General features: G+C 58.0%; 27 protein-coding genes. 15 read left to right on the top strand and 12 right to left on the bottom strand.

The annotated features are described in order from the left end of the window. Positions 1-14: 14 nt before the first annotated feature. From DHN55_RS18640 to DHN55_RS18650, 3 genes are all read left to right on the top strand, one after another. Entirely contained in the window at positions 15-2,243 is a 2,229-nt protein-coding gene (locus DHN55_RS18640; protein ID WP_337660525.1) for a S8 family serine peptidase, read from the top strand. 19 nt (positions 2,244-2,262) lie between these two features. After that, positions 2,263-3,366, top strand: coding sequence for a hypothetical protein (locus DHN55_RS18645; protein WP_108883061.1), 1,104 nt, complete (start codon positions 2,263-2,265; stop codon positions 3,364-3,366). 441 nt (positions 3,367-3,807) lie between these two features. After that, entirely contained in the window at positions 3,808-4,383 is a 576-nt protein-coding gene (locus DHN55_RS18650; RefSeq protein WP_337660526.1) for a DUF2199 domain-containing protein, read from the top strand. Between the two features lie 73 nt (positions 4,384-4,456). Here DHN55_RS18650 and DHN55_RS18655 read toward each other — a convergent pair whose 3' ends face one another. The 3 genes from DHN55_RS18655 to DHN55_RS18665 all read right to left on the bottom strand — a co-directional run bounded on the left by DHN55_RS18655 (position 4,457) and on the right by DHN55_RS18665 (position 7,643). Beyond that, positions 4,457-4,861 carry a hypothetical protein gene (locus DHN55_RS18655; RefSeq protein ID WP_108883063.1) on the bottom strand — a complete coding sequence of 135 codons (405 nt, stop codon included), beginning with the start codon at positions 4,859-4,861 and terminating at the stop codon, positions 4,457-4,459. Positions 4,862-4,983: 122 nt separating this feature from the next. Further along, a complete protein-coding gene (locus tag DHN55_RS18660; RefSeq protein ID WP_108883064.1) occupies positions 4,984-6,594 on the bottom strand; it encodes a GMC family oxidoreductase N-terminal domain-containing protein in 1,611 nt (536 codons plus the stop codon). Between the two features lie 86 nt (positions 6,595-6,680). After that, on the bottom strand, positions 6,681-7,643 hold the full coding sequence (locus DHN55_RS18665) for a LysR family transcriptional regulator (RefSeq protein ID WP_337660527.1): 963 nt from the start codon (positions 7,641-7,643) through the stop codon (positions 6,681-6,683). Positions 7,644-7,728: 85 nt separating this feature from the next. Here DHN55_RS18665 and DHN55_RS18670 point away from each other — a divergent pair, with 85 nt between their 5' ends. Beyond that, positions 7,729-8,643: a PhzF family phenazine biosynthesis isomerase gene (locus DHN55_RS18670; protein WP_108883303.1), complete on the top strand. Its 915-nt coding sequence runs from the start codon at positions 7,729-7,731 to the stop codon at positions 8,641-8,643. Positions 8,644-8,730: 87 nt separating this feature from the next. After that, the gene (locus DHN55_RS18675; RefSeq protein ID WP_108883066.1) at positions 8,731-9,327 is read left to right on the top strand and encodes a LysE family transporter; all 597 of its coding nucleotides are present in this window, start codon (positions 8,731-8,733) and stop codon (positions 9,325-9,327) included. Here the strand turns inward: DHN55_RS18675 and DHN55_RS18680 are convergent, their stop codons facing one another. Further along, entirely contained in the window at positions 9,328-10,275 is a 948-nt protein-coding gene (locus DHN55_RS18680; RefSeq protein ID WP_108883067.1) for an EamA family transporter, read from the bottom strand. Between the two features lie 114 nt (positions 10,276-10,389). On the opposite strand from DHN55_RS18680, the gene DHN55_RS18685 reads away from it, so the two are divergent. The 8 genes from DHN55_RS18685 to purB all read left to right on the top strand — a co-directional run bounded on the left by DHN55_RS18685 (position 10,390) and on the right by purB (position 17,532). After that, positions 10,390-10,626, top strand: a complete 237-nt coding sequence (locus DHN55_RS18685; protein ID WP_108883068.1) for an Lrp/AsnC ligand binding domain-containing protein — start codon at positions 10,390-10,392, stop codon at positions 10,624-10,626. Between the two features lie 59 nt (positions 10,627-10,685). Next, complete coding sequence (locus DHN55_RS18690) at positions 10,686-11,333, top strand: aspartate/glutamate racemase family protein (RefSeq protein WP_337660528.1); 648 nt, start codon at positions 10,686-10,688, stop codon at positions 11,331-11,333. Positions 11,334-11,431: 98 nt separating this feature from the next. After that, entirely contained in the window at positions 11,432-12,418 is a 987-nt protein-coding gene (locus DHN55_RS18695; RefSeq protein ID WP_108883070.1) for a TRAP transporter substrate-binding protein DctP, read from the top strand. 159 nt (positions 12,419-12,577) lie between these two features. Continuing rightward, positions 12,578-13,114 (top strand): TRAP transporter small permease subunit, encoded by a 537-nt coding sequence (locus tag DHN55_RS18700; RefSeq protein ID WP_337660529.1) that lies wholly within the window; start codon positions 12,578-12,580, stop codon positions 13,112-13,114. 6 nt (positions 13,115-13,120) lie between these two features. Next, positions 13,121-14,416 carry a TRAP transporter large permease subunit gene (locus DHN55_RS18705; RefSeq protein WP_108883072.1) on the top strand — a complete coding sequence of 432 codons (1,296 nt, stop codon included), beginning with the start codon at positions 13,121-13,123 and terminating at the stop codon, positions 14,414-14,416. 6 nt (positions 14,417-14,422) lie between these two features. Continuing rightward, positions 14,423-15,358, top strand: coding sequence for a hypothetical protein (locus DHN55_RS18710; protein ID WP_108883073.1), 936 nt, complete (start codon positions 14,423-14,425; stop codon positions 15,356-15,358). Between the two features lie 80 nt (positions 15,359-15,438). Further along, entirely contained in the window at positions 15,439-16,149 is a 711-nt protein-coding gene (locus DHN55_RS18715; protein WP_337660530.1) for a DUF2259 domain-containing protein, read from the top strand. An 81-nt stretch (positions 16,150-16,230) separates the two neighbouring features. After that, positions 16,231-17,532: an adenylosuccinate lyase gene (gene purB, locus DHN55_RS18720; RefSeq protein WP_108883075.1), complete on the top strand. Its 1,302-nt coding sequence runs from the start codon at positions 16,231-16,233 to the stop codon at positions 17,530-17,532. Position 17,533: 1 nt separating this feature from the next. Here purB and DHN55_RS18725 read toward each other — a convergent pair whose 3' ends face one another. The 5 genes from DHN55_RS18725 to DHN55_RS18745 form a co-directional block, all read right to left on the bottom strand. Next, positions 17,534-19,330, bottom strand: a complete 1,797-nt coding sequence (locus DHN55_RS18725; RefSeq protein WP_108883076.1) for a hypothetical protein — start codon at positions 19,328-19,330, stop codon at positions 17,534-17,536. Positions 19,331-19,435: 105 nt separating this feature from the next. Next, a complete protein-coding gene (locus tag DHN55_RS18730; protein WP_337660531.1) occupies positions 19,436-19,888 on the bottom strand; it encodes a L,D-transpeptidase in 453 nt (150 codons plus the stop codon). A 126-nt stretch (positions 19,889-20,014) separates the two neighbouring features. Continuing rightward, positions 20,015-21,265, bottom strand: coding sequence for a nicotinate phosphoribosyltransferase (locus DHN55_RS18735; RefSeq protein ID WP_108883078.1), 1,251 nt, complete (start codon positions 21,263-21,265; stop codon positions 20,015-20,017). Between the two features lie 97 nt (positions 21,266-21,362). Continuing rightward, on the bottom strand, positions 21,363-21,920 hold the full coding sequence (locus DHN55_RS18740) for a hypothetical protein (RefSeq protein ID WP_337660532.1): 558 nt from the start codon (positions 21,918-21,920) through the stop codon (positions 21,363-21,365). A 157-nt stretch (positions 21,921-22,077) separates the two neighbouring features. Next, complete coding sequence (locus DHN55_RS18745; RefSeq protein WP_108883079.1) at positions 22,078-22,311, bottom strand: DUF1127 domain-containing protein; 234 nt, start codon at positions 22,309-22,311, stop codon at positions 22,078-22,080. Between the two features lie 227 nt (positions 22,312-22,538). On the opposite strand from DHN55_RS18745, the gene DHN55_RS18750 reads away from it, so the two are divergent. Both DHN55_RS18750 and DHN55_RS18755 read left to right on the top strand, forming a co-directional pair. Beyond that, complete coding sequence (locus tag DHN55_RS18750; RefSeq protein WP_337660533.1) at positions 22,539-23,558, top strand: hypothetical protein; 1,020 nt, start codon at positions 22,539-22,541, stop codon at positions 23,556-23,558. A gap of 200 nt (positions 23,559-23,758) precedes the next feature. Beyond that, positions 23,759-24,205, top strand: coding sequence for a globin domain-containing protein (locus DHN55_RS18755; RefSeq protein WP_108883080.1), 447 nt, complete (start codon positions 23,759-23,761; stop codon positions 24,203-24,205). Positions 24,206-24,234: 29 nt separating this feature from the next. Here DHN55_RS18755 and DHN55_RS18760 read toward each other — a convergent pair whose 3' ends face one another. Genes DHN55_RS18760 through DHN55_RS18770 form a run of 3 tightly spaced genes read right to left on the bottom strand, consistent with a single transcriptional unit; the run spans position 24,235 to position 25,722 of the window. Further along, positions 24,235-24,564 (bottom strand): hypothetical protein, encoded by a 330-nt coding sequence (locus DHN55_RS18760; protein ID WP_108883081.1) that lies wholly within the window; start codon positions 24,562-24,564, stop codon positions 24,235-24,237. A 54-nt stretch (positions 24,565-24,618) separates the two neighbouring features. Then, positions 24,619-25,395 (bottom strand): aldolase/citrate lyase family protein, encoded by a 777-nt coding sequence (locus tag DHN55_RS18765; RefSeq protein WP_108883082.1) that lies wholly within the window; start codon positions 25,393-25,395, stop codon positions 24,619-24,621. Positions 25,396-25,398: 3 nt separating this feature from the next. Then, entirely contained in the window at positions 25,399-25,722 is a 324-nt protein-coding gene (locus DHN55_RS18770) for an ATPase inhibitor subunit zeta (RefSeq protein ID WP_108883083.1), read from the bottom strand. Between the last annotated feature and the right edge of the window lie 98 nt (positions 25,723-25,820).

Raw genomic sequence — 25,820 nt, forward strand, 5'->3', positions numbered from 1 at the left:
ATGGAGTGGGACGAATGGCAAAAAAGCAGATTGTCGCGTATTTCATGCACGAAAACGAAGAGAACACGGCGAATGACGTTCTGAGCAACGTTACCCGCACGGACAGCTTTCTGCTCGGCAGTATCGACGAAGTGGATATCCCGCAGCTGGTCGCGGCGGGGCTGATCATTCAGGAGGTGGACGACACACCGCCCGAACCGTTGGACGAATTTGTTGCGTCAACGCGCGGTGTATCGACACCACGGGCGGCCTTTGAGCGCGCGGAGGATCGATCGCCCGGCGAAACTGATTTCTTTACGGTCCAGCTTGCTGGCCCATTGATCGAGGAATGGCGGCTGGCATTGCAGGACCAGGGCGCAGAAGTGCTCGAAGCGACCGGGCCGAACCGGTTTACCCTGAGGCTTGCGCCGGGAACGTTTGGCACAGTCGCGGGGTTGGGCTTCGTGCGTCAGCTGCGGCCATATACAGCCGACAGCGCCGCGCCCGAACTGATTGCGCCGTTGGACACTGGTACCGGTGTAACGCGGGACTTCAGCGAGATGCTGACTTTCGATCTCAGGGTGCACCGCGAGGAAGATGTGCCTGCGGTACTCGCATGGCTTCAGACCAACAATGTCGCCGTTGCCGGCAGTTCGCGAAGAAAGATAAGGGTGCATCTTTTTCGCGATGCACCCGAGCTAAACCAACTCAAGCGTCTGCCCGAGGTCGCATTGGTCGAGGAATACATCACGCCGGTTCTGTCAAATGATCGTGCCCGCGAGATCATCGGCCTGGACCAACCTGACGGCGTCGGTGCAGTGGTTCAGACCGGGCAAGGCCAGATCGTGGCCGTGGCCGACACAGGGCTTGATGACCAGCATCCAGACTTTCAGGGGCGCATTTCGGGTCTTATTGCGCTGGGACGGCAGAACGATCCGACCGACCCCAACGGGCACGGTACACATGTGGCGGGCTCGGTGCTGGGCGATGGCGCGGCCTCTAACGGCGAGATTCGGGGAACAGCACCGGATGCCGACCTGTTTTTCCAGTCGATCATGGATGCACAAGGACGGCTGGGAGGCTTGCCGCTGGATCTTAACGATCTTTTCCAAGAGGCGTTTCAGGCCGGAGCGCGCGTTCATAACAACAGTTGGGGCGCGGACGTCGAGGCCCGGTATACGTTTTCATCCATTGAAGTGGACGAATTCGTCGAGAGCCATCCGGACATGACGATCGTAATCGCCGCAGGTAACGATGGCTCGGACAGTGAACACATAAACACTGATGCAGGGCATGTGGACTGGTTGTCGGTTGGCGCACCCGCGACATCGAAAAACGCACTGACGGTCGGGGCCAGCAGGTCAGATCGCACACAGGGTGGGCTTTCGACGCTGACATGGGGACAGGCCTGGCCGAATGACTTCCCTGACGGACCGATTGGAGATGAAAACATCTCGGGCGATCCTGAATCCATGGCCGCGTTTTCAAGCCGCGGACCCTGCGATGACCGGCGGATCAAACCGGACCTGGTTGCGCCTGGCACGGATATTCTGTCAGCCAAATCCTCGCGTGCGCCGCTGGCGAACTTCTGGGGCGCATTTTCGGGCCACCAGTCGCGGTATGCCTTCATGGGCGGAACCAGCATGGCGGCTCCGCTGGTTGCCGGATGCGCGGCATTGGTGCGAGAATACTATCAAGGTACGCGCCAGCACGCGCCCTCAGCCGCACTGGTCAAGGCGACGCTGATCAACGGCGCGCGCTGGTTGACTGGCAACGATGCCACGGCGGAGTTTGACAAAGAGCCTAATTTTCACCAAGGTTTTGGTCGGGTGCACATGCCCTGGACTATTCCCAATCCCGGCGAACCCAATCTTGAACTGCGGTTTATCGATAGCTGGGATGACGCTAGCCAGCAATTCTTCCGCACCGGGGAAAGATTCCGCTATATCGTGCGCGCCAATGCCGGGCGGGCACTGAGGGCCTGTATCACCTGGACGGATGTGCCAGCGCGGGCCTTGCAGAACAACGTGAACCTTTTTGTCGAACATGTGCCGACCGGCCAGAAGTGGATCGGCAATGCGGAACTGCCTGGAAAACTGCGCTTGCCGGATGCGGAAAACAACATAGAGGTCGTGCGCATCGATACACCTGCTGACGGCGACTATCTGGTGCAGGTCTCGGCTGGCAATCTGCTACGTACCGATGGTCAGGCCTTCGCGTTGGTGGTCACAGGCAATCTGACCAGCGACCTCACACCGTTCTGACAGAAGAAAGAGGCTAATAATGTTTAAGCTGCGAATTCTACAGGCCAGCTACGGCGACAGCCTGACGCTAGAATACGGCGACGGTGGGCTGACGCGCTATGCTCTGATTGATGGCGGGCCGGGCGGAACATATCACAGGTCGCTGAAAAACGAGATGGAGCGGATTGCCGATGAAGGCGGCTCGCTGGATTTCGTGGCGATCAGCCATGTCGATGGCGATCACATCTCGGGTGTGCTGGACCTGTTTGCCCAGCTCGAGGCTGAAAAGGCCGCCGGCAATCCACCGCTAATCGACGTGGGTGCACTGTGGTTGAATTCATTTTCGAAGACGATCGACGGTGGGCGCGGTATTCAATCGCGGTTCATGACCGCGATCAACAGCGCGGCGGGCGCGCCTGCGATGCTGCAATCCGGGATGGCGCTGCAAGGCATCTTTCAGGGCAACAAGCTGCGTATCAAAGCGCTGCAGCTTGGGCTCGACATCAACCCGGGCTTTCCCGACGATCTGGTGATGACCGACACAGCGCCCGCGATACAGTTGGGTGATCTCACGATCACCATCGTGGGACCGAGCCAGGCCAACCTGAACGCCTTGCAGGCGGAGTGGGAAGAGTGGCTGGACGACAACGAACAGGTGATTGCCAGCGGTGATCCGCAGGCGTTGGCTAATTCGGACAAGAGCATTCCCAACCTGAGCTCGATCATGTTTCTGGCCGAGGCTTCAGGCAAGACGGTGCTTTTCACGGGTGACGGGCGTAGCGACCACTTGCTTGAGGGACTTGGCGATGCCGGGCTGCTGAACGGCAACGGCGGCATGCATGTCGATGTGTTGAAAGTGCCGCACCACGGTAGCGATCGAAACGCGACGCGGACGTTTTTCAGAAAGGTGACTGCGGACGCCTATGTGGTTTCAGCCAATGGCCACCCCGACAACCCTGATTTGTCGACCCTGATCTGGATCGTAGAAAGCGCTCATGAGCAGAACCGTCCGATCAAGTTGATCTTCACCAACGAGACCCGTTCGGTCGAAAAGCTGAGCGAGGAATACCCGCCGGCTGCACATGGCTATGAGCTGGAAGTCATGCCATCGCATCACTGGTTCCGCGAGATTGTCCTGGCTTAGAAGGATCGCCAGAAGGTTGCGACTCTAAGCCCGCCCGTTTCCAGTGTTGGTGAGATGGTTAGGCCGTTCTTGGGGTGAGCATTCGCCCAAGTGTTTTCAGCTGCGAGGCAGACGCTGTCAGGTGTACGTGTAGCGATCAAGCGGCCTGGAAATATGGGCGGGCTCGAAACATGACAGATACAAGCGCTCACAAAACTCGGCACAGGCGTCGACCCGGGGACGATCGCGCAAGCGCTGGTGCGTTGTCACTTTCTTCGGCTCTGCGGTTTCCTATCGGACGATCAACTCCCCAGACTGGCATGGCGTGTACGCCGAAAGTGCCCACCGCGCGGCCCCGCCGCAACCTCTCAATACGAACTGGAATTCCAGACCCGAATCGGCCGCATCGTTGCACGAGGGATGAAAACTTGCTCTGATCAAGCAGAACCAGTGAGAGACCATATGCTCGGACGACTTTTTGGACGGAAAACGTTTAGGTACCGGTGTCACGAATGCGGCAAGTGGCATTCCGGCTCGCCTTCGTTCTCCTATAAGTACCCGGCCTATTACTTTGACGTTCCAGAAGACGAACGGGCACGCCTGGCTGAGGTAACCGACGACCTTTGCCAGATCGAACCTGCCCCGGACGAAGTCGATGGAGCAACAATCTATTGCATACGAGTTATATTGGAAATTCCGGTCATTGGCCTGGATGAACCATTCACCTGGGGCGTCTGGGTGACCCAGTCACAGGAGAGTTTTGAAAGATATGTCGAAACATATGACCAGGACCAGTCGGCAGACGGAAGTTTTGGTTGGCTTGCCGTCAATATGCCATTCTACAAAGACACCGGATCAGAAGAGTTCCTGACAAGTTTGGAGTGCGACGTGCCATGGGGACCACCGGGCAAACGGCCAACAGTGCAGCTTTGGGAATGCGACCACCAGCTTGCCGTAGATCAGCGAAATGGTATCAGTTGGGACAAGGCCGCCGCAATCGCCAATCTTGCCAATCGAGAGTTTCAAAGGCGGGAATAATCGGAACAATCAGTACTCTCTAGAGGTGACATTGTATGCCTAGACTCACTCCGAATTTACATCGCCATACCTGTCACACGGTTCCTTCCAGCGGCGTTCTTTCTCCCAGCAGGTAGCGGAACACATCCACGTAGTCGAATGTCAGCGAGATGGTGATCGCACCCAGAACAACTGCCATTATCATGCGCGGAATTTTGGGTATGTCGGGTTTGCGCAACTGCACAACCAGGTAGATGACCAAAGGGGTCCAGAAGATGATGTGCGGTAGCCCGAGCAGTTTCACATAGCCAACTGCGTCATAAAGCCTGGCTGTCGAGAAACCGCCTGCAACGCTCGCAATGACCACGATTATGGCCGTCAGGCGGGTCTGCTTCCAGATCAGGAGCGCCGCCGGCAGGATGAACGCACATAAAAACAGCACTCTGAGCCAGTGTTCGACCCAGGCTGGTTGAAGGGCGATTGCCTCTTGCATGGTCATTGATGTGTCTCGTCCCCGTGTTGGCCGTGCACCGCACTGCTGCAGCAGGCATTTTAAAGATTCGTGCACTGATCAGAGCATCCGCCGGACTGCGGTTCAAGACCGGGAATTACACATTCCCGTCATGCCTCGGCAAGCTGCACCTTGATGAGATCGGCGGCTTTCTCACCGATCATCAGGGCGGCTGCATTCGTGTTGGCGGCAGGCATGGTCGGCATGATCGACGCATCGGCGACGCGCAGTCCCTGAGTACCCCGAACACGCAATTCATGATCGACGACTGCACTTGCATCATGCTGTGGCCCCATGCGGCAGGTGCCGATCATATGAAACGTCGTTGTGCCACGTTCGCGCGCCGTATTCAGGAGCTCCTCGTCAGATTGAATCTCCTCTCCCGGATAGAGCTCGCCGGCAAAAAACGGCGCCATCGCGTCGGTGCGCATCAGTTTGCGGGCCAGCCGGAGCCCGGCGAGCAAAACCTTGCGGTCGACTTCGGAGCTCAGATAGTTGGGGGTTATTTCAGGAGCCTCATACGGGTCTGAAGAGCGTGCTTTTACGGTGCCCAGGCTCTCGGGCCGCTGCTGCCACGCGGCCAGCGTCATGCCCGGCTCGTCGTCAAGCCGGCTTTGATGGCCTTCCTTGTAGCTTGCTGGCATGAAGGTGATCTGCAGGTCACTTTCGTCGAGCACCGGATCAGATTTCGCGAAGGCATAACATGCTGTCGACGGGAGGCTCAGAATGGACGGCTTTCCAAACAGCCATTTCGCCACCTCGCCCCCGAAAGCCAGCCCCCGCGCCTTCTGGTTGAACGTGTCGACACCTTTCACCCGGGCTGTGAAACGCGGCGTATAGTGATCGCGAAGATTGGCGCCGACCCCCGGAACGGCCTGCCGCACCGGAACACCAATCGCTGCAAGATGGGCCGGATCGCCTATCCCGGAAAGTTGCAGCAACTGTGGTGAGTTGATTACGCCACCACACAGGACTACCTCGCCCCGCGCACGGATCTCGCTTGTGCGTCCATTGCGCCTGTATCGCACCCCGGTCGCTGCGGAGCCGTCAAACAGGATTTCGGTCACGTGTGCGTTGGTCACGACCGACAGGTTTCTACACTTCATAGCAGGTTGCAAAAACGCCTGCGACGCACTCTGCCGGCGCCCGGACGCAATCGTTCTTTGCGAGTAGGCCGCGCCGAACTGTTGCCCGGCATTATAGTCTGGATTGCGAGGGATTCCGAGGCTTTCCGCGCCAGCTAGAAAGGCTTCGCAAAGCGGATGTGTCCATGGGCTGGGCGATACTTTCAGCCGCCCGTCTTTGCCGCGTGTTGCTTCGCTGTCCGGGCCCAGCCAGTTCTCCATCCGGCGAAACAGCGGCAGGACATCCGCATAACCCCAGCCGGGATTGCCGCGTTGCGCCCAGTGGTCGAAATCCGAAGGTGCGCCGCGATTGAATATGTTGCCGTTGATCGACGACGAGCCGCCCAGCGTCTTGCCTCTGGGTACGGCAATGCGGCGGCCGCCGGTCCAGTCCGACCCCTCCGCCTCGTACATCCAGTTGTAACTCGAATTGTTCATAAGCTTCATCCACCCCACCGGGAGATGGATCATCGGATGCCGGTCCCGCGGCCCTGCCTCGAGGAGACAAATCTTGAGACTTGTGCCTTCCGCAAGTCTCGATGCAAGCACACACCCGGCCGAACCGGCACCAACAATGACAAGATCGAAATCACCCATTGCGACATAGTCAAGTGGTTACCCGAACGCGTCAAGCTGCGCGGAGTGCACGGAGCCGAAACCGTTACAACCCGCTTCGCCGCTCCTCAGCTATCGCCAGCTGGCGTCGGAGGATACGGGTCCGGCTGCAAGTGTTTTTGCAATATCTGCCTGCTCTTGCCTACCTCACTCGCCAACCACGCCGCCATTTTCTTGAAGGCATCCGTCTGAGCAAAATCGGGAGTGGTGACCAGCCAGTACCTAGAGCGAACAGGTTTGGACGGTCCGGAGTTGATCAGAATGCCCGCCTCCAGATCGGCCTCGACCAGCAAGGTTCGGGCCAGCGCATGTCCCAGGCCGCCGATCGCAGCCTGTATTGCCACATCGGTCCGGTCAAAGGTCACCGAGGTGTCAAACCGACCGCTGCGATACAGGTCGCTGCCGAAATACTGTTCCCACGAGCCGTTGGTGCCGTCTTCTTCCGCCCGCGTATCACGCAGCAAAACAGTGTCACGATCGTTGCCCGACAAGAACGAGGACGCATTGCGGCTGCAGACGGGGATCGCATGGCAATGCGAAAGGACCGTTGCGTGCAATCCCGGGTATGGGCCCGGGCCAAAACGAATGGCGGCCTGAGAAACTTCGCTTTCACCAAACTCGGTCAGGTCGTCATCGATGTTCAGAGCTATCCTCAATCCGAGCGCCCTTGCGCGCGGCATGGCCGGGACAACCCACTTCATCGCCAGAGATGAAGACAGAGACAAGGTGGTTCCATTGTCCCGCTGAATCCGGGTCACGGCGTCCAGCGCATCCGACAACGCATCTGCCGATGTCGCACTGGCGGCACAAATCGGCGCGCCCTGAAGCGTCGGAACCACAGTACGCGTGGTTCGCGCAAACAGGGCGAACCCCAGGTCTTCTTCGAGATTCCTGATCTTGTGGCTGATGGCCGACTGATGAACACCCAGCTCTCTTGCCGCTTTTGTAAAGCTTTTTGATCTGCACACCGCCGCGAGTGCCGGCGCCGCAGAGGCAAGTTTCTGAAGGGTCAACTGTTGCGATTTAATCATGAGCATTTCTCATCAATTTATGAATCTCATGCTTGCATATTTCAGCTAAACATCGATGCAAATCCATCATTCAGGAGAATTCAGCATGAACAATGTGCATGTGCAAACAAAAGTGACAGCACGCATCGTCAATGGGTTTGTCAAGAACGGAACAGGCGGGAACCCGGCCGGGGTGGTTTTCGATGCAGATGAACTGAGCGATGCCGAAATGCTTCAGATAGCGGGGAAAATCGGGCTCTCGGAAACCGCCTTTGTCTCCTCGTCAGATGAAGCAGGTTTCAAACTCGACTTTTTCACACCGAACCGTCGCATTGCACATTGCGGCCATGCCACCATTGCGGCTTTCGCTCACATGGCGGAAACCGGCCGTGTCGGCGAAGGCATAACCTCCAAGATGACAGTTGACGGGCCGCGCAAGATCATTATCAGGGGCGAACAGGCCTTCATGGAGCAGCTTGCCCCGAAATACCGCACCCCCGACGACTGGTCGGGCGCCGGCGTGACGCTACAGGACGTCATGGACTCTCTCGGTCTGTCTGATGCCGATATGGTCGACGGGGTGCCTCCTCAACTGGTCAATACGGGCAACAGTTTCATCATTGTGCCCGTCAGGAACGAAGACGTCCTTGCCGGCATTCGTCCTGATCAGCCCTCGATCAGCGAGATCAGCGAAAAGCTCGACCTCATCGGTTACTACGTGTTCGTCCTGTCACCGTCTTCGTCTGCCAGCCATGCGACAGCCCGCATGTTCGGACCGCGCTATGCCATCCCGGAAGAATCCGCAACCGGCATGGCTGCGGGACCGCTGGCGTGCTTCCTGTACGACATCATGGGCATCAAGGAGAGCCACATGGATATCGACCAGGGTTATTTCATGACCCCGGCTTCGCCAAGCGCCATCGCCGTCGACCTGGATATCGACGCCTCCGGCGCAATCACCGGCCTCACCGCCGGCGGATCCGCGCGCTCCATGCGCGAAATGGAAGTCACCCTGGATTGATGGTCGTCAGGAGCAACCTCATTGGCGTCGGGCGATCTGTTTCAGTCGCAATGACCGGATCAGTTCGAGACATATCAGGAGCTTGCAATGACTGAACCGCTCGCCGCGCTGGTTACATTTGCAGTTGTCGCGACCGCATCGCCCGGCGGTGCAACGTCTCTGGCAACGGCATCCGGAGCACAGTTCGGATACCTGCGGAGCTTGCCGCTCATTTTCGGCATAGCCACCGCGCTTGCTCTTCTGGTTGCGGTTTCAGGCACGGGACTTGCCGCAACCATACTGGCTTTTCCGGTTTTGGAATTCGCCATGAAAGCCGTTGGATCTGCATATCTGTTGTGGTTGGCTTTTGTCATTCTGAAGGCTGGTTCTCCAGCGGCGGCGAGCGTGTCGGACAAATCCCCCATCGGCTTTTTCGGCGGAGCCATGCTTCTTGGTGTCAACCCGAAAGCCTGGGCCATGGCCGTCGGCGTAGCCGGTTCGTTTTCCGGCATTTCAGACAACCCCTATGCCCTGGCTGCCGTTCTCGGCTCAGTGTTTGCAATTGCGGCAACCCTGTCCCTGTCGATGTGGACGGTGGCGGGCTCCTTTCTCGCAAGGATCATCAGGGAAAACTGGCAATGGCACGTGTTCAACGCCGTGATGGCGCTCCTTCTGGTGAGTTCAATCGCGTCGTTCTGGATCTAGTCATTTAGCCTCGGGGTTTTCCCGCCCCGGAGCAACCGGTTGCGTCATCCCAATCTTGCGGTTGCGGGATCTGAGTTGGGCCAGTACGGCACCGGAGATCACCAGCACCGCACCTGCCATGTGTTGACCGGTCACGATGGCCCCGCCCAGCGCCGCCATTACAATCACGTAGAACGGCACCATATTGTGGTGCATGGCGGCCACTGTGACGCCGACCACCCTGCCGGTCCACAACCACAAAACCGACGACAGGCCAACCGACATACCGGCCATTGTCACAATCAATCCCAGTGTTGCGAGAGAAAAGTCAGCTTCAATGGTAGTTCCCGCAGCAGCGAAAAACGCAAGGATAACGCTGCACGGTATGACGCTGACCAACATGCTGACAGCGACTTTGGACATGTCCGGCGTATCGACAAATGCAACGACCAGCTGGCGGGTGTACCAGACATAGGCAATGACGCCTGCGAGCGTGAACAGTATCCCTGACAGCGAACCTGCTACGCCACTGCCTTGCGCAGACACAGTGCTGGTCAATACGCCGCCTGCGACCGTCAACCCGATTGCCAGCATCAGTTTCAAGCCCGGCCTCTCCTGCCCTTCAAGCCACCCCATCAACGCGGAAAAAATGGGCATTGAAGACACAATGACCGCTGCTGAAACTGCATCTACGCGTGATTGTCCGATGATGAAAAACAAGCCAGACAAACCGAACACGAACGAGACCAGCACAAACCGGCTGTTTCTCGCCAGTGCCAACATCGCACCGGCTTGCCCCGACAACAGCCCCGCCATGGCAACTGTGATGCCCGCCAGGCCCATGCGCACCGGCGCCAGGGCGAGCGGGTCCCAGGTATTCAAAATGGCGACTGACAGCGGAAAATGCAGCGACCACACGATCATGCATATGACACCGGCCAGATTACCCCTGATGACACTGCGATCCATAACTGCGCACCCGACATGCAACCTGAGGGGTTGACCAGACTACCTGCCATCAGACACAAATGATGCATAGATTGGCCGTTACACCTTATCCCGCCTTCAGGAGCGCATCCAGCGATGAAACCGTTTTTCGTTCAGATAAAATGCGAACTGGGCAAAGCCTATGATGTCGCCACCCAGCTGGCCGATTCTGAAATTGCCTCTGAAGTGTATTCCACTGCCGGCGGCTGGGACCTTCTGGTGAAATTCTACCTGCAGGACGGCGAAGATGTCGGCCATTTCATCAATGAGAAGGTCCACTCGATTGCCGGTGTAAAAGACACCTACACAATCGTCACCTATCGCGCCTTCTAAAATCCGACATGCACGATGCGCCAAACCACACTCCAGACCGCATGGTTCTGGGTGTGCTGATGCTGGACACCAGTTTTCCGAGGCCGGTCGGCGATATCGGCAATCCTGACAGCTTCAACCATCCGGTCATTTACCGTCGCCTGCCAGGTGCGGTCGTGTCGCGCATTGTGACTGACGAGCAACTGTCGGACGAACTGGTGGAACTTTTCGTCAGCCATGCACGAGCCCTTGAACAGGCTGGCGCCACGGTAATTTCGACCAGTTGCGGTTTTCTGTTCCCGATCCAGGAGAAATTACAGGCTGCGGTCAGTGTTCCAGTGATCACTTCCGCATTGTGCCTGCTGCCCGCCCTGAGGGAAAAAGTGGGCGAGAATACGCCGATCGGAATTCTGACATTTGACGCCGAGAGGCTGGCACCACACCACATTCCCGATGACGGACCCGTTGTAGTTGAAGGATTGGCACCTTCTGATCACCTCTACCGCGTCATAGCATACGACCTGAGTGAAATGAATCATCAGCAGGCCGACAACAATGTTTTCCACGCCATGTGTCGTTTGAAATCCCGTGAACCGCACCTGGCGGCAGTGGTTCTGGAGTGCACTAACCTCCCACCATACCGATACACCGCGTTGAAAAATAACAATTTTTTAATTTTCGACATACATGATGCTATAAAACACTTGCAAAACACATACAAATTGTAGGTAAATTATATAAACAAAAGTTGAAACCTATAAAACTGCTTGCTATGAGCGGCGCCATGTAGTGACATTCAACAAGATTGTAAACTCGGGAGTGAAACATGACAAAACGCCTTAGAATTGCTGCGCCTATTGCCATTGCAGCCCTGACACTGTCCGCCAGCATCACGATAGCGGCAGATGTGAAATGGGACATGCCAATGGCCTATTCCGCCTCCAATTACCATTCTGAGAACGGCGCCCAATTCGCCAAGGAGGTCACCGAGGCCTCAAGCGGCAAGCTCGAGATCGTCTCTCACCCCGGTGGTTCACTGTTCAAGGGTGGAGAAATTTTCCGGGCCGTACGTACCGGACAGGCGCCGATTGGAGAGCGCCTGATTTCCGCTCTGGGCAATGAAGACCCTCTGTTTGAAATAGACAGCTTGCCGTTCCTCGCAACCAGCTTTGCCGATGCAAAAAAACTTTATGACGCAACCAAGCCGGAACTGCAGAAGGTACTGGCCAGCAAGGGGCTGACCCTGCTGTACACCGTACCGTGGCCACCACAGGGCCTGTACGCCAAGAAAGAAGTCAACTCGGCAGCAGAAATGAAGGGCGTGACATTCAGAGCCTACAATGCCGCAACCTCGCGGCTGGCAGAGCTGATGGGTGCTGTTCCAACCAAGATCGAGGCGGCTGAACTGTCCCAGGCGTTCGCCACCGGCGCCGTCGAAAGCATGATTTCATCCGGCTCGACAGGTTATGACCGCAAGCTGTGGGAGCATGCCTCTCACTGGTACAACATTCAGGCCTGGCTGCCGAAAAACATGGTTATCGTCAACAATGATGCCTGGGCCAAACTTGATGAAGCAACCCAGAAAGTTGTTCTCGAAAAGGCTGCAGCAGCAGAAGCGCGTGGCTGGGCAAAAGCAGAAGAGCTTGCCAACTGGTATGTCGAGGAACTCGCCAAGAACGGCATGACCGTCGGGCCTGCGGGTGATCAGTTGAAAGCAGACTTCGCCAAGATCGGCGAGACCATGACCACGGAGTGGCTGGCCAAGGCAGGTGATACCGGCAAGGCGGCCGTTGATGCCTACAAGGCAAAGTAAGCACAACGTCGACTGAAACATCTGATTCAGTACGGTGATAGAGCAATATGGGTTCGCCTGAACCCATAAAGCTGCTCTAGCACTTTGAAAGCGACCAGTTCTGGGTTTTCGATTGAGTTGATCAAAAACCATACTGATCTTGAGGGGCGAGTGAACACCATGAACGAATTTTTCACTCGCCTCGATAAGGCTCTCGAGCGGCTGTATGTCTGGTCCGGCGCGGCCGCCGCCGTGTTCCTCGTCCTCGTCGGCGTCTGCGTGTTGACGTCCATCGTGTCACGCCTGCTCGACATCTATGTTGCCGGCATCAACGAGTATTCCGGTTACGCCATGGCCGCGTCGTCTTTCCTGGCACTGGCCCACACTTTGCGCGAAGGCGGCCATATCCGCGTCGCACTGGTTCGCTCAAGGCTTGGGCCGACCGCCAAGCTTTGGCTCGAAATATGGTGCCTGCTGGTGGCAACCGCCATGAGCAGCTATCTGGCCTACTACCTGGTCTATCTCGCCTGGATATCCTGGAAATTCGAGGAGAAATCCGAAGGCGCCGCGGCGACCTTGTTGTGGTGGCCGCAGTCCATCATAGCCATCGGCTCGATTGTCTTCGCCATCTCGGTTGCCCACGGCCTTGTTCGCGTGATCGTCCGCCGCGACCCCGATGCGGCGTCTGCGGCGCCCACCGAACTGACGGCGGAGTAACAGATCATGGATGGCATCGCGCTCACTCTCATCTTTCTCCTGGTGCTGTTCACACTGCTTGGTTCAAGCGTGTGGATCGGCATCTCCCTGCTCGCCGTCGCCTGGGTGGGCATGGAGCTTTTCACCACCCGGCTGGTGGGCGATTCCATGGCGCTGACCATCTGGTCTGCGTCATCAAGCTGGACACTCACCGCCCTGCCCCTGTTTGTCTGGATGGGAGAAATCCTGTTCAGGACCAGGCTGTCTGAAAACCTGTTCAGGGGCCTGCAACCCTGGTTGCACGGACTTCCCGGTGGCCTGTTGCATGTCAACATCACCGGTTCGGCCATATTTGCCGCCATCTGCGGATCGTCCGCTGCAACCGTCCTGACGGTCGGCAAGATGGCCGTGCCGGAACTGAAGCGCCGCAAATACCCGGAGAAGATGATCATCGGCACACTGGCCGGCGCAGGCACGCTGGGTCTCCTGATCCCGCCCTCGATCATCCTCATCATCTACGGCGTCACGGTCAATGAAAGCATCGTCAAGCTTTTCATCGCAGGTGTCATACCGGGCATCATGCTGGCCCTGATGTTCATGGGCTACGTGGCCATCTGGGATCTGCTGGGCGGTCGCAAGGACCGCACCGACACCGCATCCTACACCATGTCGGACCGGCTCAGGGCGTTGGGCCAGCTCGCCCCGATCATGGGGCTGATCCTGTCGATCATGGGCTCCATTGCGTTCGGCTATGCAACCGCGACCGAGGCGGCGGTACTTGGTGTGCTCGGCGCGTTTGCCATCTCCTGGCAGCAGGGCCACCTCACCCGTGAAAGCTTCATCGCCTCGCTGATGGGCGCCACCCGGGTTTCCTGCATGATTGCGTTCATCCTGGCCGGATCGACTTTCCTGACCCTGGCCATGGGCTTCACCGGCCTGCCGCGGGCCGTGGCTGAGTGGATCGCGGCCTTGCAGCTGACACCGGCCATGCTGATTGCCGTACTGGCTGTTTTCTACATCATACTGGGCTGCTTCCTCGACGGCATTTCATCCATTGTGCTGACCATGGCCGTGGTAGAACCGATCGCGCGCCAGGCCGGTTTTGACATGATCTGGTTCGGCGTCTTCCTGACCATCGTGGTGGAAATCGCCCAGATCACGCCGCCCATCGGGTTCAACCTGTTCGTCCTGCAGGGCATGACCGGCAGGGACATGGACTTCATCGCCAGGGCAGCCCTGCCGATGTTTGCTCTGATGGTGCTGGCGGTTGTGATCATCTCCCTGTTCCCCGGCATCGCCACCTGGCTGCCGTCGCTGATGTAGGCCGGCATGATCCGGGCCAGCCTCGAATGGATCGGGCGTTACGGAACCTTGCTGATGCCGCTGGGCATTGTCATCGGATGCCTGTTCCAGCCACTGGCCGAACTGCTGCGTCCGACCCTGGCGGTGTGTGTGTTCCTGATGTTGGCGGTGGTCCTGTCGAGACTGGAAATCCAGCATGCACTGGCACACCTGCGTAAACCGCGGGTGTTCCTCTGGTCACTGGTGTGGGCGTTCGTGGCCATGCCGGCCCTGTTCATTGCCGTGCTTCATGTGTTTCCGCAATCGCCCGGCGTCAACGCCGTGCTGATCATCTATGCAACATCACCGCCCAATTTCGGCGCCGCGGCGCTGGCGTTTATCATGGGGCTGGACGGCGCCCTGACAGTCGCCACCATTTTTGCCTCCACAGCGCTTCACCCGATCATTACGCCGCTGTTTACCGAGATTTTCGCCGAAGGTGCAATCGCCATATCAGGCCTTGATCTCGCCGTCCGGCTGGCCGGCCTGATCGGCGGCTCGTCGCTGGCGGCATGGGGCTTGCGCTCCTGGCTGGGTGCCGAACGCCGCAAAGCGTCATCAGGCATTTTCGACGGTCTGAACGTCATCATCATGGTGGTGTTTGCAATCGCCCTGATGGACGGCATTCCCGCCCGCGTCATCGCCCAGCCCGCCTACGCGCTCGGCCTAGCGGTTCTGGCAACCGGACTGCACATCGGGCTCAACCTGATCACCGTCGCCGCCTTCTGGCTGACCGGCCGGCAACGCGCCTACACATTCGGGTATTCGCATTCGGGGCGCAACATCGCCGTGGTGATGAGTGTGCTCGGGTCAGCTGCTCCTGACGATGCATGGCTGTTCTTCGCCATGCTGCAGTTCCCGATCTACTGCCTGCCCATGCTGCTGCGGCCGCTCTATCTTCATTTGTTGCCGCAACGGCTGTAATGCGGCAATGCTAACCACAATCAAATGACTGTCTCGCAACCCCGGACAAACTCGTACATACTGCGGCCATGAGATTCCTGTTGCTCATTATCGCTGTTGCTGCGCACCTCGCGGTCAGTGCTCCGCTGGCCGTGGCTGCGGACGCGTCTGATCGCGCGATAATCGGCTTTTCCATGGACGGCAGGCATTTTGCCTTCGAGGAATATGGCGTGCAGGACGGCTCGGGCTTTCCCTATGCCGACATTTACATCATCAATCTCAAGACGGATAAGTGGGTCAAGGGTTCTCCGATCCGGGTGATCGTGCGCGATGAAAACGCCACCGCCCACACAGCCCGCCACCAGGCGCTTACCGAAGCAGCACCCCTTATAGAAAAATACGGCACGGTGCAGCCGGCAAAACTGCTGGCCAGCAATGCCGTGGGAGAGCGCGTGACCTCGCCCCATGCAATGACGTTCAAGCGCTTCCATAACCTGTCCACCTTGTGGACAGTGCAGCTCACCGAGATCGACATCGAACAACCAGGTGAGTGTAAACCGTTCAGCCCGGTGCGGGGCTTTGCCTTGTCGGCAAAGATTGAAGGCAAGGAAGAAGCGGTCGAATTGTACCGTGACGAGAGATTGCCGAAGAGCCGGGGCTGTCCGGAAAGCTACAAGCTGGCGGACGTCATTGCATTTGGTGAAAGTGAAAATGCCCGCGTCGTCGTGCTGGTCCACAAGCTGACATTCGGCTTCGAGGGCCGCGACGCACGCTTTATTGCAGTACCGGTGAAGCTGCCTTCCTGGAGATAACCTGCGCCGGTGTGTTGAGTGTCGGCAACTGCTCTGCTAGAGCATCTGCGACTTCCTGAATCCATCGAAAGCAGCTCAAGCATGATCCCGCGTTACACAAGGCCGGAAATGGCCGCCATCTGGTCACCCGAACAGAAATTCCGCATCTGGTTTGAAATCGAGGCTCATGCCGCAGACGCACAGGCGGAACTGGGTGTCATCCCGGCCGAGGCTGCAAAAACCGTCTGGGACAAGGCGCGTGATGCGGAGTTCGACGTTTCCCGCATCGACGCAATCGAAGCGGAAGTAAAACACGACGTTATCGCCTTCCTCACCCATCTGTCGGAGATCGTCGGTCCCGAAGCGCGCTTCGTGCACCAGGGCATGACATCGTCCGATGTGCTCGACACCTGCTTCAACGTGCAACTGGTCCGCGCGGCGGACCTGTTGCTGGAAGACATGGACCTGCTGCTGACCGCCCTGAAGAAGCGCGCGCTGGAACACAAGGACACGCTGACCATCGGACGCAGTCACGCCATTCATGCCGAACCAACCACGTTCGGCCTGAAGCTGGCCCAGGCATACGCCGAGTTTGCACGTTGCAGGGAGCGCCTGGAATTTGCCCGCAAGGAAGTTGCAACCTGTGCCATTTCCGGCGCGGTCGGCACCTTTGCCAATATCGACCCGGCCGTCGAGGAACATGTGGCAAAGTCCATGGGGCTTGCAATCGAACCGGTGTCGACGCAGGTGATCCCGCGCGACCGGCATGCCATGTATTTCTCGGTGCTGGGTGTCATCGCATCTTCAGTCGAGCGCCTGGCCACCGAGGTGCGACACCTGCAGCGCACAGAAGTTCTCGAAGTGGAAGAATTCTTCTCCGCCGGTCAGAAAGGCTCGTCGGCCATGCCGCACAAGCGTAATCCCGTGCTGACCGAAAACCTGACAGGCCTCGCCCGCCTGGTGCGCTCTGCCGCCATGCCGGCCATGGAAAACGTGGCGCTGTGGCATGAGCGCGACATCTCGCATTCGTCTGTCGAGCGCGGCATCGGACCGGATGCCACGGTGCATCTCGATTTTGCCCTGCGCCGGCTGACCGGTGTCATCGACAAGCTGCTGGTCTATCCCGACAACATGCAGGCCAATCTCGACAGGCTCGGCGGGCTGGTGCATTCGCAGCGTGTGCTGCTGGCCCTGACCCAGAACGGCGTCAGCCGGGAAGACAGCTATCGCCTGGTACAGCGCAACGCCATGCCGGTGTGGCGCGGTGAAGGCAATTTCCTGGACCTGCTGAAAGCCGACGCGGATGTGAAGAAGGCCCTGTCCGATGCTGATCTGGAGGCCCTGTTCGACATGGGCTACCACACCAAGCATGTCGACACGATTTTCGCCCGCGTTTTTGGCTAGATCAGGTTCTGCCGCCCCAGGCGCCCAGCGTGTGGGGATCGTCACTATCGAGCTCTGAACATCGCTGCTCAAGGCCTTCTGCATCGTCGATCAGGGCCGGCATGACGACGGCCAGCGCCTCGCGCACGTCCGCACTGCGAAGCGCATGCCTGAGCGCAACATGGTTGACCGCAACCGCCGCTCCCTGCTCTATCCAGGCATAGACCTCGCCGGTTGCCTGGTCAGCCAGCCTGACTGCATCCAGCCTGCGGAAACACTCCTTCAGAAAACCTGTATTGCGCTCCGGCGACATGTCATCTTGTGACAGAAACACCTCGTCGCGCGATCCGGCGTCTACATTGACCCGTTTGTAGCGGTCCACATTCAGCATGGCCGGGATGTCGAAAATGTTGATTTGGCCATTAATGCCAAATGCAACTGTGCGCGGCCTGTCACCTTTTTTCACCGAATTGTCGAGGAACTCGTAGTGCACCTGTTTTCCCTCGCGCAGCGCCCAGGTGAAAAACAGGCCCGGCATCCCCGAAAACGCTTCGATGTTATGATACAAAAGATCATCCACCGCCTTGTAGCGGCCAACCTGCTGCCCCCGCAGCCAGGCGCGTTCCACGGTTTCTGCCGGCGGCGTGATGACGAAAAACATGTACACGACGTCTCCAAACCGGGTCAGCAGCCGGCCGCCCTGCGCTTCATTGGCCTGCGGCGAAAAACTGTCGAAGCGGAACCGGTCAATCAGCAGGTGCGGCATGTCTCCGCGCGCGGCTTTGGCCGCCATGTAGTCATCAAGCTTCAGGTCGACAATTTCCAGTTCATGGCCGGTCAACGAGCCTGCATAGCGGATCGCCTCATCGAGAGACGCATAGTCCAGCAGGTATTTGCGAAAGATGTCGGGGCTGATCAGGGCAAAATCCGTCCAGTCGAGGCCAAGCACTTCCGCCAGATGTTTTTGCTGCGGCCGCAGCGTGCTCTTGCCGGCGGCAGATGCACCCTTCACATTCATGATGACCGGTTTTTTCTGAGCCGGCAGAATCTTGAAACCTTCCGCCCGGGCTGCTCTGTGGACCAGTGCGGTAAGCCGGTCGCCAATGAATTTGCTGCCATAGCCATTGCTGAAATCCCGCATGGCAAGCCCGGTCAGGAGCTCGGCGTCTCCCACCAGCCTCCCTCTTTTGCCGACAATGGCAGCAAGTGTCTGCGCCAGTGACTGATAGGCGGCTGCTTCTGCCGGGTCATCCGAAGCGGTTGCAGCGGCCAGCCATCGGGTGGCCAGTTCGTCTTCACGGCTTTCACGGTTTTGTGCCGGGTCTGATGCAGCCGCGCCGGTTTGCGTCCGCCCGATCAGCCGGGACAGCCAGCCACCCTGTCCGGCAGGCTTTGCGATGGCGGAGGCTGGGGAAAGTGCCGCTTCAATCTGCGCGTCAAACACCTGTCTGGCCCTGTCGCAAAGCCCGTCAAACGCCGCAACGATAGCGGTCCGCTCCGGTGCCACATATTTCGACACTATGATACCGACCATGCGACGGAAGTTAATGCCGAGATCCTCATAGACCTTGCCGTCGGGAACCGACAGTTCCGCCATCACGCGGATCAACACCTCATGCACAATCAACCGTTCGGGGCGAAACGCCACCAGCGAATGGGGCGCAAGCCCGGTAAAGTCAGCCAGCTCGCGCGCCTGCTGCAAAGAGGTGAAAACATTCTCCGAACGATAGATCGTGGCCAGCGGCAAATACCGTTCCGGGATCGCAGAACTGATACCCGGAGACCAGGGACCCGGTTTTTCCGAAGGAGCGTCATTCATGGCGGGAGTTTACGTGAACTTTGCATTTGCCGGCAAAGAAAAACCCCGCAATCGTCCATGACGGTTGCGGGGCTCTTATTCCCAATTCAATCGGCAAGCTGCGGATCAGTATCTCACCTTGATCACGGTATTCCGGCGGCCGTGCCGTTTGACCAGATTGTAGAATTTCCGGGCATTGGCGGTGCGCAGGCGAATACAGCCATGTGATGCCGGGCGGCCGAGACGCCGGACATAGTTGGTGCCGTGCACCGCATAGCCGCGATGATAGAACACCGAATACGGCATCGGCGAATAATCATATTTGCGGGAATAGTGCATCTTGGTGGTCCACTTTGGACGCCACGTGCCGGTCGGGGTACGGAACCCTTTACGGCCGGAAGAAATCTTCCACCGGGCATAGGTCCTGCCGTTGACTTTCACGTGCATGGTTTGCGAGGACAAATCCACGCGCGCAACCACATCAGCCCGCGTTGCCGTTCCAGTAACCGCAACCATGAAGCCTGCAATAACCATGACTGCAGACAGTCTATTCAGCAATATACGGATGGTTTTACTCATACTTACGCCTCTAAGTTGGTGCCTCTACCTATCTCTAGGGAAACATAAACGCCGGCGACTTGTACAGTCTTCCTCAACGAGATTCTGAAAAATTGATCAGCCGGCAGCCCGGCTTCGCGAATCCGATCAGCTATCATGCCGTTCGAACAGAAACTCCCGTCCGAGCTTGACTCGCGGTTCGCCGTTATAGGCGATTATGTCCGCAGTGGCATAGGTTTCGGTCAAGGTGGCAGGCAGGAAACTGCCGGTTCCGACGGTGTCGACGGGGGCCCGGGCCGCCCCCATGATCTGGCATTTCTGCGGGCTGAAACCTGAAGACGCAACAATTTGCGCCTTGTTGAATCCGGATTCATCAAGCTGCTCGCGCGTACGAATGATGTTTGCAACCGACACACCGGAGCCGAAGAGAACCCGGCGCACCTTGTCGACGAGAATGTTGCCGGGATCCAGTTGCATGGCGCGCGGACCCAGAACATGCTCCACGATATTGTACTCGCCATCCACGTCCAGCCAGTGTCCGACCGTGTCTATCGACTTGTCGTAATCAAGCCCTTCGGCAAACCGGCCACCATGGGTATCCAGCCGCACCCCCAGAGACTTGCCCTGCTTGTCCAGCTTTGCCTCGTTGAAGAACCAGTCCGCCGTTCGCAGGCTGTCGGTAATTTCCTTGCCGTTGAAATCAACCAGCGCCACCAGATGGGTTATCTGCGGCAGGCGCTCGTTAAACATCTGCGTAGCTTTCAGAACGTCACCATCGGCATAGCCGACCAGCGCATGCGGCATGGTACCGATACCGGCCTTTGCCCCAAACATCGGCGCGGTGACATCCTGGGACGAGCCGACAAAGCCTTTGACATCCTTGTTGGCCTTGCGCGCCGCGGCAGACCCCACCGACGCGCCATAGGCTGCCAGCATGTTCATGTCGATGCCGGAACCATGGCGGGCGTGCATATCCATGAACGAAGCCCCCGGCAGGGCCATGCACATTTCATAGGCGTTGACGGCAGACACTGACGGGAAGCCGGTTTTCTGCAACAGCAGCGTTTCCACTTCAGACAATTTGGCCATCGGCCCGCGCACTTCCATCAGCTTGCGCTCGGCAGGCACAATGTCGCCATCGGTATAAAATCTTGTAACAGCGGCTTCCGGCACGATCGCCTTGATCAGCCGTTCTGCCGGCTCAAGCGCTGCAATGCAGCGCCGTCGCAGGAACACCGCATAGGTCACATCCACATCGCCATTGGCCTCAACCACCATGCGGGTATTGGTGAAATACTTGTCGGTCATCTGCGAAACCGGCGCGGCGGCAAGACTGACCTCAACCAGACGGTCAATGGCCTTGTCGCGGGACAGGCTGTCGGGATTTTCTGATGTCATGGAGATGGCGGGCCTTGGCAGGTGGATAAAACACTAACACCAGCCAATCATGACCTCATACAGGCAAACACGTCAATGGACATGCAGTATGGGATGCCTACTCGACAGCAATCACGAACACCGACCAGACCCAGCGCCCCTCGACATCTGAGTTGACGGTCTTGCCGGCTGTATCATGCATCAGCCATGCCGGCCCGCGTCCGCCGATGCCGATCGGCTTGCCGTCGACTGCGATCGCCAGAATCCAGTTCTGGGCCTGCCGGTCAGCCGCTTCGAACTCAATCGTGTAGCCGTCCAGTGCCACAACCGACAACTTGGCATCTGGTGCCGCACCTGCTGCTTTCATGACGTCACCAAGCGCCGGGCCTGTTGCACTGAGCGCTGCGGGCCATTCCTCAGCTTTGGCTTTGACCGTCACCTGGGGCAATGCGGCAAGATCGGCATAGGTGAACTCAAACGCCTTTGAAAACTCCTTTTCGCGAAACTTGAAAAATGCATCCGGGAACGGGTCAAACCGGGGCCGGTTTGAATTTTCAATCTTGCCGATGACTGTGAGTTGCGCGGGCTCGGCGGCTATGGCCGGGAGCTGACCTGAAACCATCGCACCAATGGTAAATATCAACCCGGCAACCAGTGACATAATACGTATTTGCATCCCGTTTTCTCCCGGTCAGGTGTTCGCTGCAGACTCGTTTCCACAGCACCATATGCGGTGATGACGCCTGGTAAAAGAGAATTGCGATGACTGCTGATTATTACCTGCCGGTGACGACGACAACTGCCGCCAGGGTCTTATCGGCAAATGGTCCGGCTTATCCCGGTTTCGTGAGGTCGGAGCGTTCCAGACCAATATCCCTGAGCACGTGGTCATTGAGATGGCTGGTGTCGAGATAGCCGGTTCCGGCATTTGCCTTGCGCCGGAAACGGTCTGCCAACAACGCCATTTCAGCGCCCTTGCCTGACAGGATCGCGAACACTTTCTGGCCATGGGTTACGGAAACAGACTCATTTCGGCTGCGGTTTCGGAACAGTGTCGCCATCGACATCAGTTTGGTCCTTGTTGTTCTCGGTGTTGGTTTGCACCCCCCAGACAACAGCCCTGTTCTAGTTCAACGCGCACAACCGCTATGTGGTAATTCTCACCAAGGCCGGTATCTGATTTTCAAACCGGGCCATGTTGAGCGCGACACATGGCGGCAGGTGCCTGCACATCCCTTGACCGCAGGCCTCGCAATCCGTCAGGTGAAGGTTCTTGGAATCAGGAACACAGACCTTGGAAAAAGATCAACGACTGGACACAATTACGACGGACGACGTCAAAGATGCAGTCGCCGCCGGTGTGCTGCCTCAGCAACATGCACAGGCGCTGTTGGCATTCGTTGCGCAGTCGAGGCAGTCGCCATCACGGCCAGACGAGGAATCTTTCCGGTTCATCCGCAGTTTCAACGATGTTTTCGTCACCATCGCCATTGCACTGGTGCTGTTTGCCCTGAACAGCCTGCTGTCAGGAATTTCAGAAACGGTTTCGATGCTCGCCATAGCGGCAGGCAGCTGGGCAATGGCGGAGTACTTCACCCGCCGTCGCCGCATGGCGTTTCCCAGCATTGTCCTGCTCGGCACATTTGTCATCGGTGTCTTTTTCGCCGCCGGTGAGCTGTTGAGTCTTTCCGCGAGCAGCGATGATACCGCTACGGCTGGTGGCGCCATTGCCGCAGCAGTGGCTGCAGGCGCCCACTGGCTGCGCTTCCACGTGCCGATCACCGTCGCAGCCGGCATGGCTGCGCTTGTCGTCTTTGCCATGGCACTGTTCGGCCTGGACAGCACTCCGTCTGTGGTGATGTTGGCGGGTGGACTGGTGACCCTGGCGGTCGCCATGTTGTTCGACACCCGGGATCGGCAACGGCTGACACGCAAGGCCGACATCGCGTTCTGGCTGCACATGCTGGCCGCACCCCTGATTGTGCACGGCCTGTTTACAATGCTTGGCATCCTGACCGGCAGCCTGAGCAGCGCCCAAGCCGGCGCAGTGCTGGCATTTTATGTGGCATTTGGACTGCTCGCCCTGATCATCGACAGGCGCGCCCTTCTGGTATCGTCCCTGATCTACGTACTCTATGCCGCCAGCACCCTCATCGCCAGTTCAGGTTTCCAGGATTACAGCTCAGGCATCACTGCACTGGCTATTGGCGTCTTCCTGCTCTTGCTGAGCGCCGGCTGGTCACACTTGCGCGCGCTGGTGGTGAAGATAATTCCGCAGGCGATACGAGACCTTGTACCACCCGCAGCAGCGTAGAGCCGGCACTGCAAGCTTCCGTCAGGTTGGTTGATGCAGTTCAGAAATCCGCACCCCGCAGCTGCAGGGCCAAGATCACAATGGTTTATAATATATATCTAAAATGCATGTATTGAATCGTCGTGCTTTATGATGCATATAAAATACATCTTTTAAAGACAAGTAGGCGATCAGCCATGCAAACAGAGTGCGTACACCCCATGCCAGACCAGGAACAATCTCCCGCGCAACGTCATCGCGAACATGTCCAGCGAGAGGCGCTCAAAATCGGCATCGATGAGGACTATATCTCGGTTCTGGTCGACACCTTCTATGATCGTATCCGCAGCCACGAGGTGCTGGGGCCGATTTTTGCAGACGCAATCGGCTGCAACTGGCAACCGCATCTGGAAAAGATGAAACAGTTCTGGTCTTCAGTTGCCAGAAACACCGGCCATTACAGCGGCAAGCCTGTTCCTGCACATCAAAAGCTCACACAAGTTCAGCAGGACCATTTCACCATATGGCTGGACCTGTTCAGGCAAACCCTGGCCGACACCGCCCCTACCCCGCAGGCAGCGGATTATTTCATGGAGCGGGCACAGAGGATCGCGCGCAGTCTGCAGATGGCCATGTTTGACAGGCCCGGGTCGTTTGCTGACGTTTGAGACACGGCAACCGTGGACCTGGCCAAGGTTCAACTGTCCTGCCAGCAGATGAAAACCGGGTCATCGACCATTGCATAGGCAATGTGGTGGGTCGCATCCGCAGACATGCCGTTCAGTGCGATGTAATCCACCGCGGCATCTGCCTGCGCGCGGTCTCGAAAGCTCATGATCGAGAAATAGTGATGGTTTCGTTCGCTGTCGGTATCGAGAATGGTATCGTCCTGCCTGATGCCGACCGGGCTGGCGCTTTCAACAAGATCCAGTTCCTGCAGGTGCACCGCAAAATCCGCAAACGCCTTGCGGAAGTCAGCCAGTTGAAACTCCGGTTTCAGGTTGAAGCAGGACAACATGTGAAACATGGGCGGATTCACCTCGCGGTTGCTTTGCGCGCCAGGCAACTGCCGGCCGGATATCTAGATATCACCCAGCACTGCCCCGGCGCCGGCCGCAATCAGACCTGCATCGCTCGTGGCCGACACCAGGTTGAACCCCAGGGCCGCAAAGCCTTTTGCCTGCTCGGCGCCGGACGCATAAATGCCGGATATCTTTCCATGCTTGCGCGCGCTCGCGACAATTTTCGGCAAGGCGTCGATCACGTCCGGATCATTGGCGCCGCCCACCTTGCCGCCTGACAGGTTTATCGACAGGTCATAAGGCCCGACAAACACGCCGTCGATGCCATCCACGCCGAGAATGTCGTCAAGGTTGGAGATCGCTTCCACCGTCTCGACCATGGCCAGCACACAGGTCAGATCATTGGCGGCGCTCAGATAGGATTGCCCATCCATACCCCACAGCTCAAGTGCCTGTGCCGGCCCGAAGCTGCGCGAGGCAAGCGGCGGATACCTGGTCGCGTCCACCAGACGGACGGCATCGTTCACGGTGTTGATCATCGGCGCGATGATCACCGCAGCCCCTGCATCAAGCGCCCGTGCCGCCATGCCGAAATCATCCAGCGGCGGACGCATCATGGGAATGCCGCCGGCGCGTCCTGTGGCCTGCACCACAAGGCGCATCTCGTCATAACTGAAGAAACCGTGCTGCATGTCAGCCAGGACACCGGCAAACCCGCCGCGCACCATCGCAGCCGCCTGGCCTTCGCCGGGCATCTGGCACCAGGTTACATATACCGGGCCGTCGTCAGCCTCGGCCAGGCGTGTCTTCAGCGATAACAGGTGGGAAAACGCCAAAGCCTAGCCTTCGTTTTCAAGCTGGGTGATAGCCTCCGCCATCAAATCGTCCATGTGGCGGCGAATCTGATGGTCGGACTGCTCTACCCCGGCGGCATCGAAGTCCTCTCTTACCTTGCGAAACACATCATCGTCGCCCGCTTCCTCAAAATCGGCCTTGATGACGTCCTTCGCATAAGCATCGGCCTCATCGCCGGACTTGCCCATCAGGCCTGCAGCCCACAGGCCCAGAAGCTTGTTGCGCCGCGCCGTTGCCTTGAACTGAAGTTCCTGGTCATGGGCAAATTTGCCTTCGAAGCCTTTTTGCCGATTGTCGAAATTGCTCATCCGTATATGTGCTCCGTTGTAAGCGCCTGATATTTAGTGTTCTTCAAGACATAGACAATCGCCGTGGCAGCTTCAATACGTGTTGTGCGGCATTGCGC

Origin of the sequence: Anderseniella sp. Alg231-50, from assembly GCF_900149695.1 — a bacterium.
Lineage (GTDB): Bacteria > Pseudomonadota > Alphaproteobacteria > Rhizobiales > Aestuariivirgaceae > Anderseniella.

Bases quoted from the DNA above. Each gene is read 5' to 3' on its own strand.
- DHN55_RS18640 (WP_337660525.1), top strand. From the start codon at position 15: ATGGCAAAAAAGCAGATTGTCGCGTATTTCATGCACGAAAACGAAGAG.
- DHN55_RS18745 (WP_108883079.1), bottom strand. From the start codon at position 22,311: ATGTCGATGGCGACACTGTTCCGAAACCGCAGCCGAAATGAGTCTGTT.
- DHN55_RS18685 (WP_108883068.1), top strand. From the start codon at position 10,390: ATGAAACCGTTTTTCGTTCAGATAAAATGCGAACTGGGCAAAGCCTAT.
- DHN55_RS18725 (WP_108883076.1), bottom strand. From the start codon at position 19,330: ATGAATGACGCTCCTTCGGAAAAACCGGGTCCCTGGTCTCCGGGTATC.
- DHN55_RS18760 (WP_108883081.1), bottom strand. From the start codon at position 24,564: ATGTTTCACATGTTGTCCTGCTTCAACCTGAAACCGGAGTTTCAACTG.
- DHN55_RS18645 (WP_108883061.1), top strand. From the start codon at position 2,263: ATGTTTAAGCTGCGAATTCTACAGGCCAGCTACGGCGACAGCCTGACG.
- DHN55_RS18735 (WP_108883078.1), bottom strand. From the start codon at position 21,265: ATGACATCAGAAAATCCCGACAGCCTGTCCCGCGACAAGGCCATTGAC.
- DHN55_RS18680 (WP_108883067.1), bottom strand. From the start codon at position 10,275: ATGGATCGCAGTGTCATCAGGGGTAATCTGGCCGGTGTCATATGCATG.
- DHN55_RS18700 (WP_337660529.1), top strand. From the start codon at position 12,578: ATGAACGAATTTTTCACTCGCCTCGATAAGGCTCTCGAGCGGCTGTAT.
- DHN55_RS18655 (WP_108883063.1), bottom strand. From the start codon at position 4,861: ATGACCATGCAAGAGGCAATCGCCCTTCAACCAGCCTGGGTCGAACAC.
- DHN55_RS18710 (WP_108883073.1), top strand. From the start codon at position 14,423: ATGATCCGGGCCAGCCTCGAATGGATCGGGCGTTACGGAACCTTGCTG.
- DHN55_RS18705 (WP_108883072.1), top strand. From the start codon at position 13,121: ATGGATGGCATCGCGCTCACTCTCATCTTTCTCCTGGTGCTGTTCACA.
- DHN55_RS18695 (WP_108883070.1), top strand. From the start codon at position 11,432: ATGACAAAACGCCTTAGAATTGCTGCGCCTATTGCCATTGCAGCCCTG.
- DHN55_RS18660 (WP_108883064.1), bottom strand. From the start codon at position 6,594: ATGGGTGATTTCGATCTTGTCATTGTTGGTGCCGGTTCGGCCGGGTGT.
- DHN55_RS18740 (WP_337660532.1), bottom strand. From the start codon at position 21,920: ATGCAAATACGTATTATGTCACTGGTTGCCGGGTTGATATTTACCATT.
- DHN55_RS18650 (WP_337660526.1), top strand. From the start codon at position 3,808: ATGCTCGGACGACTTTTTGGACGGAAAACGTTTAGGTACCGGTGTCAC.
- DHN55_RS18665 (WP_337660527.1), bottom strand. From the start codon at position 7,643: ATGATTAAATCGCAACAGTTGACCCTTCAGAAACTTGCCTCTGCGGCG.
- DHN55_RS18770 (WP_108883083.1), bottom strand. From the start codon at position 25,722: ATGAGCAATTTCGACAATCGGCAAAAAGGCTTCGAAGGCAAATTTGCC.
- DHN55_RS18670 (WP_108883303.1), top strand. From the start codon at position 7,729: ATGAACAATGTGCATGTGCAAACAAAAGTGACAGCACGCATCGTCAAT.
- DHN55_RS18755 (WP_108883080.1), top strand. From the start codon at position 23,759: ATGCCAGACCAGGAACAATCTCCCGCGCAACGTCATCGCGAACATGTC.
- DHN55_RS18675 (WP_108883066.1), top strand. From the start codon at position 8,731: ATGACTGAACCGCTCGCCGCGCTGGTTACATTTGCAGTTGTCGCGACC.
- DHN55_RS18730 (WP_337660531.1), bottom strand. From the start codon at position 19,888: ATGAGTAAAACCATCCGTATATTGCTGAATAGACTGTCTGCAGTCATG.
- DHN55_RS18690 (WP_337660528.1), top strand. From the start codon at position 10,686: ATGCTGGACACCAGTTTTCCGAGGCCGGTCGGCGATATCGGCAATCCT.
- purB (WP_108883075.1), top strand. From the start codon at position 16,231: ATGATCCCGCGTTACACAAGGCCGGAAATGGCCGCCATCTGGTCACCC.